At 67.8% G+C, this 13,933-nt stretch carries 14 protein-coding genes; 6 read left to right on the top strand and 8 right to left on the bottom strand.

Annotated elements, in window-relative coordinates:
• Nucleotides 1–65: 65 nt before the first annotated feature.
• From AC5RUW_RS00720 to AC5RUW_RS00690, 7 genes are all read right to left on the bottom strand, one after another.
• Nucleotides 66–746: a DUF6318 family protein gene (locus AC5RUW_RS00720; protein WP_494158909.1), complete on the bottom strand. Its 681-nt coding sequence runs from the start codon at nucleotides 744–746 to the stop codon at nucleotides 66–68.
• Nucleotides 747–1,259: 513 nt separating this feature from the next.
• A complete protein-coding gene (locus AC5RUW_RS00715) occupies nucleotides 1,260–1,934 on the bottom strand; it encodes a DUF6318 family protein (protein ID WP_494158908.1) in 675 nt (224 codons plus the stop codon).
• Between the two features lie 222 nt (nucleotides 1,935–2,156).
• Nucleotides 2,157–2,777, bottom strand: a complete 621-nt coding sequence (locus tag AC5RUW_RS00710; RefSeq protein WP_494158907.1) for a DUF6318 family protein — start codon at nucleotides 2,775–2,777, stop codon at nucleotides 2,157–2,159.
• A gap of 101 nt (nucleotides 2,778–2,878) precedes the next feature.
• On the bottom strand, nucleotides 2,879–3,565 hold the full coding sequence (locus AC5RUW_RS00705) for a DUF6318 family protein (RefSeq protein WP_494158906.1): 687 nt from the start codon (nucleotides 3,563–3,565) through the stop codon (nucleotides 2,879–2,881).
• 249 nt (nucleotides 3,566–3,814) lie between these two features.
• A complete protein-coding gene (locus AC5RUW_RS00700; protein WP_494158905.1) occupies nucleotides 3,815–4,894 on the bottom strand; it encodes a phosphotransferase family protein in 1,080 nt (359 codons plus the stop codon).
• On the bottom strand, nucleotides 4,894–6,207 hold the full coding sequence (locus tag AC5RUW_RS00695) for an acyl-CoA dehydrogenase family protein (RefSeq protein WP_494158904.1): 1,314 nt from the start codon (nucleotides 6,205–6,207) through the stop codon (nucleotides 4,894–4,896). The genes AC5RUW_RS00700 and AC5RUW_RS00695 overlap by 1 nt, the downstream gene beginning before the upstream one ends.
• 5 nt (nucleotides 6,208–6,212) lie before the next feature.
• Complete coding sequence (locus AC5RUW_RS00690; protein ID WP_494158903.1) at nucleotides 6,213–6,989, bottom strand: SDR family oxidoreductase; 777 nt, start codon at nucleotides 6,987–6,989, stop codon at nucleotides 6,213–6,215.
• Nucleotides 6,990–7,146: 157 nt separating this feature from the next.
• Here AC5RUW_RS00690 and AC5RUW_RS00685 point away from each other — a divergent pair, with 157 nt between their 5' ends.
• The 3 genes from AC5RUW_RS00685 (at nucleotide 7,147) to fmdA (ending at nucleotide 9,465) form a co-directional block, all read left to right on the top strand.
• A complete protein-coding gene (locus AC5RUW_RS00685) occupies nucleotides 7,147–7,797 on the top strand; it encodes a TetR/AcrR family transcriptional regulator (RefSeq protein ID WP_494158902.1) in 651 nt (216 codons plus the stop codon).
• A gap of 89 nt (nucleotides 7,798–7,886) precedes the next feature.
• On the top strand, nucleotides 7,887–8,174 hold the full coding sequence (locus AC5RUW_RS00680; protein ID WP_494158901.1) for an FmdB family zinc ribbon protein: 288 nt from the start codon (nucleotides 7,887–7,889) through the stop codon (nucleotides 8,172–8,174).
• Between the two features lie 34 nt (nucleotides 8,175–8,208).
• Complete coding sequence (gene fmdA, locus AC5RUW_RS00675) at nucleotides 8,209–9,465, top strand: formamidase (RefSeq protein ID WP_494158900.1); 1,257 nt, start codon at nucleotides 8,209–8,211, stop codon at nucleotides 9,463–9,465.
• 103 nt (nucleotides 9,466–9,568) lie between these two features.
• On the opposite strand, the gene AC5RUW_RS00670 is transcribed toward fmdA, so the two are convergent.
• A complete protein-coding gene (locus AC5RUW_RS00670) occupies nucleotides 9,569–11,536 on the bottom strand; it encodes an acyl-CoA dehydrogenase family protein (RefSeq protein WP_494158899.1) in 1,968 nt (655 codons plus the stop codon).
• A 234-nt stretch (nucleotides 11,537–11,770) separates the two neighbouring features.
• Here AC5RUW_RS00670 and AC5RUW_RS00665 point away from each other — a divergent pair, with 234 nt between their 5' ends.
• The 3 genes from AC5RUW_RS00665 to AC5RUW_RS00655 all read left to right on the top strand — a co-directional run bounded on the left by AC5RUW_RS00665 (nucleotide 11,771) and on the right by AC5RUW_RS00655 (nucleotide 13,845).
• Nucleotides 11,771–12,205 carry a MarR family transcriptional regulator gene (locus AC5RUW_RS00665; RefSeq protein ID WP_494005906.1) on the top strand — a complete coding sequence of 145 codons (435 nt, stop codon included), beginning with the start codon at nucleotides 11,771–11,773 and terminating at the stop codon, nucleotides 12,203–12,205.
• 111 nt (nucleotides 12,206–12,316) lie between these two features.
• Nucleotides 12,317–12,655, top strand: a complete 339-nt coding sequence (locus tag AC5RUW_RS00660; RefSeq protein ID WP_494158898.1) for a bifunctional 3-phenylpropionate/cinnamic acid dioxygenase ferredoxin subunit — start codon at nucleotides 12,317–12,319, stop codon at nucleotides 12,653–12,655.
• Nucleotides 12,656–12,798: 143 nt separating this feature from the next.
• Nucleotides 12,799–13,845: an iron-siderophore ABC transporter substrate-binding protein gene (locus AC5RUW_RS00655; RefSeq protein WP_494158897.1), complete on the top strand. Its 1,047-nt coding sequence runs from the start codon at nucleotides 12,799–12,801 to the stop codon at nucleotides 13,843–13,845.
• Nucleotides 13,846–13,933: the final 88 nt, after the last annotated feature.

Below are 13,933 nucleotides of genomic sequence, written 5' to 3'. Positions count from 1 at the left end.
AAGGGGGAGTGTGGGCCAGGAGCATGCCTAGTACCAATGCCGTGACCACAGCAGCCACAGTCGATCTATTGGCCGATTGTGACGACTTCATCGGCTATCCATCCGGTTTCGCCATAGCTGGCTTCCATCATTTGTATAGCTGATTCATCTCGGCCGTTGGTGGTGCCAAGATGGCCGGAAGCACCGAAATACTGCAAGTCCTCTTGGGTAGCCTCAATCACGACTTGGTGTCTTCCCTCAGCTGTCTCTACGAAGGTGGAGACTGCAGAAATGACCTCCAGTGAGGAGCCGGCCATCCAGCCCTCCCCGGAAAAGCCGTCTTCCACCACTGGATACCACTTATTGCAGGCAAAGCAGTCAGGTCCGCTGATAGCCCGCAGTGGCTCAGTCTCTCCTGTTTCGTAGCCGTAATTGACGAGCGCATACCAGTGCCTTGCAAACGCCTCCAAGCCTTCCTTCGACTTCTCCTTCGCGATCTCGGGCATGACCGGAAGCGGGACGTTCTGCGCCGGACCGGCAGCGGAAGCAGGGCTATACGTCGCTGAGGGCGTGGGAATCGGCGATGGAGTCGGAGAAGCAGACGCGGCAGTGGCGTCGGAACCATCGGACGAGTCCGCCATCGGTTGCTCCGCATCGGCGCCCTGGCCGGCACAGCCGGCGCCGACCAACAGCAGCAGGATTGCCAGACACGGGACGGCCAGTCGCCGGGCAACGGAAGAGCGGCCGACCGTGGAACGCGAAGTCATTGGATACCCCCGAAAGGAAACAGGACCGCCGACGTGAGCCTCGGCGGAGAGACTGCCGCTGAGCATACGCAGGACCTCTACGAACGCCACCGTATTTGGCTGTGCCGTAAGGCCGAGCGGGAGAAGGGCCGTAGCGCCACCACCAGGAATAAGGCGATTGTCCATGGCCTACCCAAGGATCATGCTCCCCGTGCCCCACAAGGGCCGAACGTATCCGAGGGTACTCGCCGCGTGCATCATGCGGACGATATCCACAGGAGGTAGTCCGGAAACAGACGGTCTGCTTACGGGCCGCTGTGGCTCGGACAAGCGGCTGGGCGAGGTTCTGTGGCATGGGTCTTCCTCGGGCTTTCCGTCTCCGAGCATCACGCATAGGACGTCGGAGCGGCGGCGAGCGAGGCCGATGACCGCTTCGTTGTGGCGCTTGCGCACGGCGCCTTTTGCGCTTCTTGTTGCCCTGCCCGCAGCGGCTGCCGAAGGGGCAACTGGGAAGTGAGTAGACGGAAGGCCTCCTTACCTGCTGATGGTGACGACCTCGTCCGCGATCCAATTGCCATCGCCGTACACGCCTTTCATTAACTGAGCATAGGGGTGCTCGTCTCCTGGATGTGTTCCCTGGAGACCCGCGGGGCCGTAGTACTCGATCGGTTCCTGTTGCATCTCGATGAGGACCTGATAGGTGTTTTCATCGTTATTGAAGTACTGCAGCTCTACTCCATAGACCTCGACCCGCGCCCCCGCCATCCAATCGTCCCCTTGGTACCCACTGGTGACTTGGCGAATAACAAAATTGCACGCAACACAGTTTGGGCCGCTTGCTGCTCTGAGAGGCTCCAAGTCGCCGGTCATTACGGCGTAGTTCACTAATTCGTAGAAGTATCTGGCGAAGGCCACCAAGCCTTCCTGCGACTTTTCCTTCGCCAACTCAGGCATAAGCGGAAGTGGGACGTTCTGGGCAGGGCCCGCACCGGATGCAGGGCTGTACGAGGCCGAAGACGTGGGGGAGGGCGATGGCGTAGGCGAGGCCACGGCCGAAGTGCCGGCTGAGACTGTTGGGGCAGTACGCGTCGGACCTTCTGCACCAGCTCCGTTCCCGGCGCAGGAAACGCTGCCGATCAGCAACAGAGAGGCAAGAGACAGGATGCCTGCCCGTCTGACAGCGTTGGTTAATGTGTTCAGCGAAGTCATGGATACCTCGGGATGATGAGGGACCGCCGGCATCCGTCCCGGCGGTCAGAGACTGGCAGTTAGATCTGCAGGACGCATCGCGCGGAAGATATACGCAGGTGGAAGTCCAGATGCGTGCGGTCTGTTTTCTGGAGTGCCATGGCGGCGGGCCGTCCGCCGGACCGTCCATGGGCGGACGAGGAAACGGCTCGCAACCAATACCGTAAATGCCTGCTGTCGCTCCTAGCGCCCGAGTGAAACAACATTCTCCGCGGTCCACCTGCCTTCTGAATAGCGTCCCTCAAACAGCTGAGCGAAGCTCTCTGCGGTACCAGTGTTGGTTTGTAAATGTCCAGCGGGTGAATGAAACTCGATGTCTTCCTGTTTCAAATCGGCGAGGGCCTGGTATAGGCCGTCAGGAGTTTCAACGAAGTCCGAAACGACAGCTCGGATGTCCAACTGGCCTCCCGCAATCCAGTCCTCCCCTGCGAAGCCGATCTGAATCTGGTTGACAGCAAAGTTGCACGCAACGCAGTCTGGTTCGCTGATGTTTTTCAGCGGCTCGATATCACCGCTCTCATAGCCGTAGTTCACCACTTCGTAGAAGTATCTGACGAAAGCTTCCAGGCCTTCCTTCGATTTCTCCTTCGCCGCCTCAGGCAAGACTGGAAGCGGGACGTTCTGCGCTGGAGCTGCAGCGGAAGCTGGGCTGTATGTTGCTGACGGGCGGGGGAAGTGCGATGGGAAGGCCGAAGATGTGTTGCTCCGCGGGCTTTCAGAGCCAGGCGCGGCGTGCTCCTGTGCACCTTCATCATCGCCGTCGGAACAAGCGACGCTGCCCAGCAGCAACGAGACCAAGGACATGGCGGCCAGGCTCCGCGCAATGGAAGCGCGCACAAGTGAGGCACGCCAAGTCATTAGCGTCCCAGGAGTGGTACCTGTGGGTATCCGGCCTGTATCGTGTCTCAATGGCTGAGAGTGATGACGTTGTCAGCCTTCCACGCGCCATCCGTGTAGATGCCTTCGATGAGTTGTGCAAAGGACTCGGCAGGGCCGGTGTTGGTCCCAAGATGTCCCTCAGGAGCGGGAGCATAGAAGTCGATATCCTCTTGTTGCACGTCAGCCAGAACCTGATAGCTCCCGTGCTCAGTTTCGATAAACTCTGAGTCGACCGACCATACCTTCAAGCGGCCGCGAGCGATCCAGTCGTCTTCAAGGAACCCCTTTTCCACCTGATTCAAAATAAAGTTGCAGGTGACGCAGTTTGGTCCGCTTATGGCTCTAATGGGCGCTAGGTCGCCTGTCTCATAGGCATAACTGGCAGTTTCATAAAAGTAGCGGGCAAATGCCTCCAGCCCCTCCTTCGATTTCTCCCTCGCTATGTCCGGCATCACCGGCAGAGGCACATTCTGTGCGGGCCCTGCCGCGGACGCAGGACTGTACGTCGCAGATGGGGTGGGAGTCGGCGACGGGGTAGGAGAAACAGAAGCGGACTCGGCGCTTGGCCCGGCTGATGAGCCTGCCGTAGGTTCCTCCGCACCCGCGCCGTTGCCGGCACAGGAGGTGATTCCCCACGCCAGGGCCAGACTGAGGCCGGCAGCTGCAGTGCGCCGCAGGACGGCGAAAGCGCCGGTCGTGGATGTGCCGGTCATAGGGAACCCCCGAGGAAGGCGACAGGACCACCGGCAACCTGCCCGGCAGTCAGAGACTGCCGCCGACGATACGCAGGCACCCCCAAAACGCCACAGTAATGGTCGTTCTCGAGGCGGTACCGTCAGGAATGCGCCGGTGTGCGCACCACCCTAACGTCCAGGCCACACAGCCCGGAGAAATCCACAGCACGAAGTTCGACGACCTGCGCGGCCGTGACCGACGCCGCGGTCCCCGCCCGCCGCCGCCCGCTACCGCCCGGCAGCTTTCCTGGCGTCCGCCAGCAGCTGCGGCACCCCTGCTTCCAGAGCGGGAGCGAAACGGTCACCGGGCCGTTGCCCGCGCAGCCACCGGGTGTAGATCGCCTCGCAGAAGATGGCAGCCTTCCACAGCGCCAGCGCCTGGTACCAGGGCAGGGCATCCACGTCCAGGCCGGTGCCGGCCCGGTACCGGTCCACCAGCTGCGCGCGGGTCAGGTATCCCGGCGCCCGGGTGACGGAAGTGAGCTCCATCGGACTGGTCGCGCTGCCCGGCTCGGCATAGGTCGCCGTGAGGTAGCCCAGGTCTGCCAGCGGATCACCGATCGCCGCCATCTCCCAGTCCAGCACCGCCAGCACCCGGGCCGGCGCAGACGGCGCAAACATCAGGTTGCCCAGCCGGAAATCCCCGTGCAGGACGGCCGCAGCCTGGCTGTCGGGCATGTTGTCCGCCAGCCATTCGGCCAGCAGCCCGACGTCGGACAGGCTGCGCGTGGTGTTCACCTCCCACAGCCCGGCAAAGCGCTGCACCTGGCGGGACAGATACCCGTCGGCCCGCCCGAACGAAGCCAACGGGCCGGCGGTGGTGTCCACACCGTACAGCTGGACCAGGAAGTCCACCAGCGCCTCGGACGTCGCCGCCCGCTGCTCCGGCGCGGACAGCGCCTGCGGCACCGCGTCGGTGATGACCAGCCCCTCCAGGTGCGCCATCACGTAGAACGGCACGCCCAGAAGCGACTCGTCTTCGCAGACGGCCAGAATCTCGGGAACGGACAGTCCCTCGGCGCCGAGCATCTGCTGGATCCTTGCCTCACGCACCATGTCATGGGTGGAGCGGGGCAGCGGCGGCCGCGGCCCGCGGCGCAGCACAAACGTCTCCGCTCCACGCCGGATCCGGTAGGTGACGTTCGACTGCCCGTCCCCGATCCGTTCCCAGGCCAGCGGCCCCGATCCCAAACCCTGCGCGTCCAGCCAGGCCTGAACCGGCTCGAGCACCAGCAGCGGGGGAGACTCCAGCCCCGCCGCCTCCTCCGGGGTGCGGACCGTCTCGACGCCGTCGGGAACCGTGTGCATCATTCTCCTGCTCCGCCGCGCGCGGCGTCGGGGTGGGCGGCCGCGGCGCCGGCGCCGTCGACCCGGTCGAGGGCCGGTTCCCCGGCGTCGGTGCGCCGACGGCGGGCCGCCGCCGCCCGTCGGGCTATGGCCCACTTATGCGTCTCGTTCGAACCGTCGTAGATGCGGAACGCCCGCACCTCGTTGAGGTAGGAGGCCAGGGGCAGCCGGTTGGACACCCCGTCGCCGCCGCACAGCTGCAGGCTGCGGTCGATCACCCGGTACACGGCTTCGGAGACGTGCGCCTTGGCCACGGAGGACAGGGCGCTGCCGGCCCTGGGGTCCTCCTGCAGCAGCTGTGCGGTCCGGCTGATGATGGCGTCGGAGGTTTCAATGTCGATGACCGACTGCGCGATCATCTCCTGCGCGATGCCCAGCTCCGCCAGCTGCGAGCCGAACAGCTCACGCCGGTTGGCCCGGTCCAGCGCGATGTCGTGGGCCCGGCGGGCCAGCCCAAGCCAGCGCATGCAGTGGGTGAGCCGTGCCGGGCCCAGCCGCACCTGCGCGTACCGGAACCCTTCGCCCGGCTTGCCTAGCACGGCGTCGTCGGGCACGCGGCAGTCCTCGAAGTGCACGTGCGGGTGCCCGCCGGCAATGGCGTGGTCCAGGGTCTCAATGTGCTCCCCGACCCGCACGCCGGGATTGTCCATGTCCACCAGGAACATCGTCGCGCCGGCGGGGGCGCCGTCGGCGGCCCCGGTGCGGGCCATCACGATGCAAAACCCGGCCAGCTGCGCGCCGCTGATGAAACGCTTATGCCCGTTGATCCGCCACCCGTCCGGCACCTTCTCCGCGGCGGTGGCCAGCGCGGCCGGATCGGACCCGGCGCCCGGATGCGGTTCGGTCATGCCGAAGCAGGAACGGACCGTGCCCGCGGCCAAGGGCACCAGCCAGCGCTCCTGCTGCTCCGGGGTGCCGATCAGTTCGAGCATGTGCATGTTGCCCTCATCGGGCGCGGAGCAGTTCAGCACCGCCGGGCCGATCAGCGAGTAGCCCGCAGCCTGGAACACCGGGGACCAGTCCGCCAGGGGCAGGCCCTGCCCGCCGAACCGGACCGGAACATGCGGGGCAAAGACTCCGGCGTCCCGGGCGGCGGAGCGCAGCCGGGCCAGCTCGGCCTCGTCCAGCGTGGTGCCGGGCACGGGCTCGGCCGGGATCACGACGTCGCGGATAAACGCAGCGGTGCGCTCGGCCAGGCTCCGGGCGGCGACGGCGTCGGCTCCGACGGCTCCGTCGGCCGCCCCGTCGGCGACGGGAGTGCTCGACGGCGCCATGCCCGTCACGCTGATCCCCCGGCCACCAGCAGGCCGCCGTCAAGGTTCAGGACCTGCCCGGTGACCCAGCCGGCGTCGTCGGAGGCGAGGAAAGCCACCGCGCCGGAAACGTCCTCCGGTGTGCCGAGCCGCCCCAGCGGGTAGTTCGCGGACACCGTGTCCTCCCGGCCTTCATAGAGGGCGCGGGCGAAATCGGTTTTCACGACGGCGGGTGCGACGGCGTTGACGCGGACCGTGGGTGCCAGCTCCACGGACAGCGAGCGGGTCAGCTGCTCCAGGGCCGCCTTGCTGATGCCGTAGAAGGCGATGTTCGCGGCTGGGGTCTGCGCGCTGACCGAGGACAGGTTGATGACCGATCCTCCCCGGCCGCGGAGATCGAGCTTCGGATGCCGGCAGGCCTGCTGCACCCAGGCCAGGGAGCTGAGCAGGTTGACCTCCAGGATCCGCCGCGCGGCGTCCAGGTCCAGATCGACCAGCGGGCCGTACACGGGGTTGATCCCCGCGTTGTTCACCAGGATGTCCAGCTGCCCGTACTCGGCGGCGATTGTGTCCAGCACGTCGGCCTGGTGGTCCGGGTCGTCGGACTTGCCGGCCACGGCCAGGACCGAGCCCTCGGGGAAGGCCGCGGCGGCTTCGGCGAGCGGCTCCGGCTTGCGTGCGGTGATCACCACCCTGGCCCCCTCGGCAACGAAGCGCCGGGCGATGGCCAGGCCGATGCCTCGGCTGGCGCCGGTGATGAGGGCGGTCCGGCCCGCAAGCCGGGGAGCAAAGCTGTCCGTCATTGAGTCTCCCGATACTCGTCGCATACCGATCAGTTGCTCGGTAGACTGACAGTCTCGTGACGGCGGGACAATGTGTCAAGGGTCACGGCCTGCCGGAAGTGCGCAGCGGCGGCAGGGCAGAATGGACCTGAATCAAAACCAGGGGGGACGGAGCGGGATGGACAGGGCGCCGGAAAGCGTGGGCATCGCGAAACCAGATGGCGGCAGCTGGCGGCGCTACGACGCCGCGGCGCTGCCTCCGGTGCTGCAGGCCGCCCTCGACTGTTTCGGCGAGCACGGCTACCACGGGACCACCATCCGGGAAGTCGCCGCCCGCGCCGGGCTCTCGGTGCCGGGCATCTACCATCACTATCCGTCCAAGCAGGCGCTGCTGGTCGGCATCGCGCAGGAGGCCATGACCGAACTGTACGAGCGCACCCTCGCGGCGGCGGAGGAAGCCGGCGATGATCCGGTGGACCGTATCCGCGCCGTCGTGGAGTCCCTCGTGCTCTTCCACGCCCACCGGGGGCCCTCGGCGTTCATCGCGGCCAGCGAGATCCGCAGCCTGGACGGCGCTGCCCGGGCCGCCCACATTGCCGCGCGGGACCGGCAGCAGCGGCTGCTGTCCGACGCCGTCGACGCCGCCGCCGCGGCCGGGCGGGTCGGCACCCCGGTTCCGCACGAGGCGATGCGCGCCGTGACGACTATGTGCACCGCCGTCGCCCAGTGGTACCGGCTGGACGGTCCGCTGCGCCCCGAGGAGCTGGCGGCCACCTATGTCCAGTTCGCCCTCGACCTGCTGCGCATCGGCGGCGCCGGCCCTGCCTAGCGGTGCCCGCGTCATATTGACCGTTCCGGCGGCATTGCCGTTGACCCGCCGAAATGCAGCTGCCTAGGCTGCTGACAAGGAGGTTCCCCGTGGCTGTCTACGAATACCGCTGTCCGGACTGTACCGACTTCGAGGCCGTCTTCCCGATCGGCGAGGCTGCGGAGACCGTCCCCTGCCCCGCCTGCGCCGGGCCGGCCGGCCGCCGGATCAGCTCCCCGTTTCTCTCCCGCTCCGGCTCGTCCGCCTACCGGCTCATCGACGCCACGAAGCGCAGCGCGGATGAGCCCGCCGTCGTCTCCTCTCCCGGCCCCGGCACCCGCCGCCCCGCCCCCGTCACCACCAACCCGCTCCACCGAAAGCTGCCCCGCCCCGACTGAACCCCCGCCCCCCACCCCCCACCAAGGAGAACCGATGCCTGAGGTCCTGTTTCCCCTGGATTCGTCCAAGAGCTTCGAAGAGCAGCAGAAGCTCGGCCACAACCGCTGGCATCCGGACATTCCCCCGGTCGCCACCGTCAAACCGGGGGACTCCTTCCGGGTCGAGTGCCGCGAATGGTTCGACGGCGCCATCCGCAACGACGACTCCGCCGAGGACATCCTCAACGCCCCGCTGAACACCGTGCACAAGCTCAGCGGCCCGTTCGCGGTGGAGGGCGCGAAGCCCGGAGACCTGCTGGTGGTGGACATCCTCGACGTCGGGCCCATCCCACAGGAGGACGCCGGGCCGCTCGCGGGCCAGGGCTGGGGCTACACCGGCATCTTCTCCCGCAACAACGGCGGCGGCTTCCTCACCGACCAGTTCCCGGACGCGTACAAGGCGATCTGGGACTTCTCCGGCCAGACCGCCACCTCGCGCCACGTCCCCGAGGTCTCCTTTCCCGGCCTGATCCACCCCGGGCTCATGGGCACCGCGCCGTCGGCCGCCCTGCTCGCGAAGTGGAACAAGCGCGAAGGGGACCTGATCGCCACCGATCCGCACCGGGTGCCGCCGCTGGCGCTGCCGCCGGAGCCCGACGGCGCCGTGCTCGGTTCGCTGCCGCAGGAGGACTTCGGCCGGGTGGCCGGGGAGGCGGCCCGCACTGCTCCGCCGCGCGAAAACGGCGGCAACCAGGACATCAAGAACCTGTCCAAAGGCAGCCGGATTTTCTATCCGGTGTTCGTGGACGGCGCCAACCTTTCGGTCGGGGACCTGCACTTCTCCCAGGGCGACGGCGAGATCACCTTCTGCGGCGCCATCGAGATGGGCGGGTTCATCGACCTGCGGGTGGACCTGATCAAGGGCGGCATGGACACCTACGGGGTGAGCGAGAACGCGATCTTCATGCCCGGCACCACGGATCCGCAGTTCAGTGAGTGGATCGCGTTCTCCGGCACCTCGGTGACCCTCGACGGCGAGCAGCGCTACCTCGACTCGCACCTGTCCTACCAGCGGGCCTGCCTGCACGCGATCGACTACCTGACCAAGTTCGGCTACAGCCCGGAGCAGGCCTACCTGCTGCTCGGCGCCGCGCCGATCGAAGGCCGGCTCTCCGGCGTCGTGGACATCCCGAACTCCTGCTCCACGGTCTACATCCCGACGTCGATCTTCGACTTCGACATCCGCCCCTCCGCCTCCGGCCCGCACCGGATCGATCCCGGCATCGGGGCGCCGCGGGCGGCCAACCGGTAGGACGGCACCTCCGCACCTCCGCACCTCCGCACCTCCGACCACGAAACGGGGCGGCTGCCTGCCGGCAGCCGCCCCGCTCGCCTTTCCACCCCGCCGTTCTCCTCTACCGGTACCGGCGGTGCAGGTTCTCCTTCGGCTCCGGGCCGGCCGCCGTGGGCGAGATCCACGGCCCGGTGCCTTCGGACAGGTCGATGATGCCCTCCTCCAGCCATGTGTAGCGGTCCGCCAGCACCTGTTTCGCCAGCCGGGCGTCCTGCGCATCGGAGTTGCGCCAGAGCCCGTCAAACAGCTCCTCGATCCGCACCCGGGACTGGGCGCTGAACGCGTCGGCGAGCTCGACGGCGGCGGCGCCCTCTTCGGGATCGCGCTGCCGGATGGTGTGTGCACGCATGCAGGCCGCGGACAGCGCGAAGATCTCCGCGCCGATGTCCACGATCCGGCCCAGGAACACCTGGTGGTGCTCCAGCCCCGCCTGCCAGCGGGCCATGCCGTAAAAGGTCTGCCGCGCCAGCCGGCGCGCAGCCCGCTCGGCGAAACGCAGGTGCCGGGCGAGCACCCCGAACTCCGCATACGACGTCGGCCTCATCCCCGGCCCGGCGGCCAGCGTGGGCAGCCAGCGTCCGTAGAACCGGCTGGCCTTCACCGCGGAGCGCGCCTTGGCCGGCAGTGAGGAGTCGGCGACGGCGAGGTCGCCGGCCGCCTTGAGGTGGGCGTCCACGGCCTCCCGGGCGATGAACAGGTGCATGATCTCCGTGGAGCCCTCAAACACCCGGTTGATCCGCAGGTCCCGCAGCTGCTGCTCGGCGCCCACGGCACGTTCACCGCGCGCAGCGAGCGAATCCGCGGTTTCAAAGCCGCGCCCGCCGCGGACCTGCACGAGCTCGTCGGCGACGTTGTACGCCATTTCGCTGGCCCAGAGCTTGGCCAGGGCCGCCTCGATCCGGATGTCCTTGGTGCCGGCCTCCGCCATTTCCGCGCTGAGCTCGAAGACCGCCTCCATGGCGAAGGCGGTCGCGGCCATGAAGGCCACCTTCTTGCCCACCGCCTCGTGCCGCCACACCGGCCGGCCCCACTGCTCGCGGGCTCCGGTCCAGCCGCGGGCAATCTTCAGGGACCACTTCGCGCCGGCCGCGCACATCGCCGGGATCGACAGCCGCCCGGTGTTGAGCGTGGTGAGCGCGATCTTCAGTCCCTGCCCCTCCCGGCCCAGGCGGTTGGCGGCCGGCACCAGCACCTGCCGGAACCGGGTGACGCCGTTCTCGATGCCGCGCAGGCCCATGAAGTTGTTGCGGTTCTCCACCGTGATTCCCGGCGAGTCCATCTCCACCACAAATGCGCTGATCCCGCCCTTCTGCCCGTCATGCGGCGGAACGGCGGCCATGACCACCACCAGCTCGGCGATGACGCCGTTGGTGGTCCAGAGCTTCACTCCGTCCAGGACGTAGCCGCTGCCGTCGGGGGTGGGGACGGCGGTGGTGCGCATCCGTGCCGGGTCCGAGCCGACGTCGGGCTCGGTGAGCAGGAACGCCGTCACCGCGCCCGCCGCGCAGCGCGGCAGGTACCGCTCCTTCTGCGCCTCGCTGCCGAAGGTCTTCACCGGTTCCGGCACGCCGATGGACTGATGTGCGGACACCAGCGCACCCAGGGACGGATGGACGCTGCCAAGCACCATCAGCGCCCGCCCGTACCAGAGCAGCGACAGGCCGAGCCCGCCGTAGCGCCGGGGAATCTTGATCCCGAACACGCCCAGGTCGGCCAGGGCGCGCAGGTACCCGTCGGGAATGACGCCGGTCCGCTCGATCAGCCGGCCGTCCATGGTCCGGCAGTATTCGGTCAGCGCGTCGAGGAAATCCCGCCCACGGGCGGCCTCTGCGGGGTCTTCGGGCCGGTGCCGGATGAGGTCGAGGTCGTAATCGCCGAGGTAGAGGCCCTTGGCGAAGCTGGGGCGCTGCTCACCGGGGTCGCGGGCCTCCTCGGTGGCGGCCCGGGCATCATGTTCGGTAACCACCCGGTCCCGGACGGCAGCCGCGCCGTCGGGGTTCACGGCGTGGCGCAGTTCGGTGGAATCCATGGGGGAGCTTCCCTCCGTCGGGGCCTTCCGCGGGCCGGCCGCGGCTGCTGCGGCCCATTCTCACGCGGCGTTCCCGGGAGGTAAAGAGGGGTGCGGCCTGCACCTGTCCGAGGGGCCGGAACCCGGCCCCGGCTTGACAACACCCCCGTCCCTCGGCATCAAATGGTAAGCACACTGATTATCTCGGTGTTTGTCGTATATCGCTAACCGAAGTCAACTGAGGGAAGCAGGAATATGCAGGATGAGGGGGACTGGGAGGCAGTCCGGCTGCTGTCGACGGCGGCCCGGCTGGTGCGCAGGCATATGGACAACAGGCTGCGGAGCCTGGGGCTGACGCAGGAGCGCATTACGGTGCTGCGGGTGCTGATGGCCGGCGGGCCGCTGCGCCGGGCCGAGCTCGCCCGGCGGCTGCGGGTCACCGCGCAGACGCTGGGCACCTCCCTGGTTGCGATGGCGGACCAAGGGCTGGTGAAGGAAGTCGGCGAGGGCGAGGGTGCCAGCCGCAGGGCCGTGACCGTTACCGACCACGGACGCCGGATGCTCCATGAGGCCGAGGAGATCGAGCAGGGCGGATTCGTCGCGGAACTCGATCCGCGCCTGCGCAAGGAACTGGTGGGACTGATCCGCCAGCTGGAGGTCGGGCGGATGTCGGTCCAGCAGCGCCGCTGACTCAGGCCCGAAGAGGGCCGCTCCGGGCCGGTGCGGGCTACGGCGTCGTCAGCGGTAACGTGGAAGGCGGAAGCAGACCACTGCATGGCCCCGGGCCAGGACAGGAGAACCGTGAGCGAGGGCATCCGCGTAGCCGCCGTCGATGAGATCGACGAAGGTGAGGCCGTCGTCGTCGACGCCGAGACCGCCGGCACCGATGACGACATTTCGGTCTTCCACAGCGAAGGGCGCTTCTACGCCCTGAACGACACCTGCACCCACGAAGAGGCCTCCCTGGCCGAGGGCTGGATCGAGGACGGCGAGGTGGAGTGTCCGGTGCACTCGGCCCGCTTCTGCCTGCGGGACGGCAAGGCCCTGTGCCTGCCGGCAACGGTCGACGCGCGCACCCACCGGGTGGCGGTCGTGGACGGCGAGGTCTTCCTCTATCCGGGCGAGCCGCCGGCCGAGTAGCGGCGGGCGGCACGGGGCGCCGCAGCAGCCGGTGCCGGATTCACGGAAGGCCCGGGATTAGGCCATATTCATGTTGCGTAATTGGGTTGAACGTAGGTTAGCCTTACTTCGTAAACCACCGTTACGTCGTCCAAGGAGCCCCCATGGCCCTGTCCCGGATGCGCCGCGCTGCGGCCGCCGCCTGCATCGCCGTCCTCTCGCTGTCCGCCTGCTCCACCGGTTCCTCCGGCGGCCAGTCCCCGTCCGGCAACGCAGCCGGCGCCGAGGATGAATTCCCGGTCACCATCGAGCATGCCTTCGGCGAGACCGTCATCGAAGAGGCTCCCGAACGGGTTGCCACCGTCTCCTGGGTCAACGCCGACACCGCCCTTGCGCTCGGCGTCGTGCCCGTGGGCATGCCCGTCATCGACTACGGCGGAAATGACAACGGCACCACCCCCTGGATCGACGATGCGCTCGCCGGGCTGGACGCCGAGATCGGCAGCGAGAACGCGCCCGTGCAGTACTCAGAGACCGACGGCATCGCCTTCGACGAGATCGCCGCAACCAGCCCCGATGTGATCCTGGCGGCCTACTCAGGCCTGGACCAGGAGGACTACGACCGGCTGTCGGCCATCGCCCCCGTCGTCGCCTACCCGGAGGCTGCCTTCGGCACCGCGTGGCAGGAATCCACGACCATGATCGGCGAGGCCCTGGGCCGCAGTGCCCAAGCCGAGGAGCTGGTGGCCGAGACCGAACAGGCCATTACCGACGCCGCTGCCGAGCACCCCGAACTGGAGGGCAAGACCTTCATCTACGGGAACCTGGACCCCGCCGCCGCGGAGTCGATCTACGTCTACACCGCCGGCGACAACCGGCCCCGGTTCCTCACCGAGCTGGGCATGACCCAAGCGCCCGTGGTGGAGGAGAACACCACCTCGGAGGCCTTCTACATCACCTGGTCGGCCGAGCGCGCCAACGAGCTGGAATCCGACGTCTTCGTCACCTGGGTGCCCGACGCCGCGACCAAGGACGCGATCGCCGCCGATCCGCTGCTGAACCAGATTCCGGCGGTCCGCTCCGGTGCGCTGCTGGCCGACTCGGACAACACGCTGACCCTGTCCATCTCCGCCGCCAGCGTCCTGAGCATTCCCTACGCGCTGGAAAACTTCGTCCCGCTCCTGGCGGAGGCCGCCGGCAACGCCGGGTAGGTTCCGGGCTGGGCGGGCCTGTCCTGTCGGCGGCTTCCACTGGCCGCCGATTGGACAAGCCCCCCGCCCGGCCTGACAGCATAAAACC

The organism is Arthrobacter sp. Y3222053, from assembly GCF_059092805.1.
Note: the sequence above shows the minus strand (reverse complement) of the source record. Positions and strands in the feature narration are given on the sequence as shown.

Bases quoted from the DNA above. Each gene is read 5' to 3' on its own strand.
- AC5RUW_RS00700 (WP_494158905.1), bottom strand. From the start codon at position 4,894: ATGCACACGGTTCCCGACGGCGTCGAGACGGTCCGCACCCCGGAGGAG.
- AC5RUW_RS00685 (WP_494158902.1), top strand. From the start codon at position 7,147: ATGGACAGGGCGCCGGAAAGCGTGGGCATCGCGAAACCAGATGGCGGC.
- AC5RUW_RS00665 (WP_494005906.1), top strand. From the start codon at position 11,771: ATGCAGGATGAGGGGGACTGGGAGGCAGTCCGGCTGCTGTCGACGGCG.
- AC5RUW_RS00710 (WP_494158907.1), bottom strand. From the start codon at position 2,777: ATGTCCTTGGTCTCGTTGCTGCTGGGCAGCGTCGCTTGTTCCGACGGC.
- AC5RUW_RS00695 (WP_494158904.1), bottom strand. From the start codon at position 6,207: ATGGCGCCGTCGAGCACTCCCGTCGCCGACGGGGCGGCCGACGGAGCC.
- AC5RUW_RS00720 (WP_494158909.1), bottom strand. From the start codon at position 746: ATGACTTCGCGTTCCACGGTCGGCCGCTCTTCCGTTGCCCGGCGACTG.
- AC5RUW_RS00670 (WP_494158899.1), bottom strand. From the start codon at position 11,536: ATGGATTCCACCGAACTGCGCCACGCCGTGAACCCCGACGGCGCGGCT.
- AC5RUW_RS00690 (WP_494158903.1), bottom strand. From the start codon at position 6,989: ATGACGGACAGCTTTGCTCCCCGGCTTGCGGGCCGGACCGCCCTCATC.
- AC5RUW_RS00705 (WP_494158906.1), bottom strand. From the start codon at position 3,565: ATGACCGGCACATCCACGACCGGCGCTTTCGCCGTCCTGCGGCGCACT.
- fmdA (WP_494158900.1), top strand. From the start codon at position 8,209: ATGCCTGAGGTCCTGTTTCCCCTGGATTCGTCCAAGAGCTTCGAAGAG.
- AC5RUW_RS00655 (WP_494158897.1), top strand. From the start codon at position 12,799: ATGGCCCTGTCCCGGATGCGCCGCGCTGCGGCCGCCGCCTGCATCGCC.
- AC5RUW_RS00715 (WP_494158908.1), bottom strand. From the start codon at position 1,934: ATGACTTCGCTGAACACATTAACCAACGCTGTCAGACGGGCAGGCATC.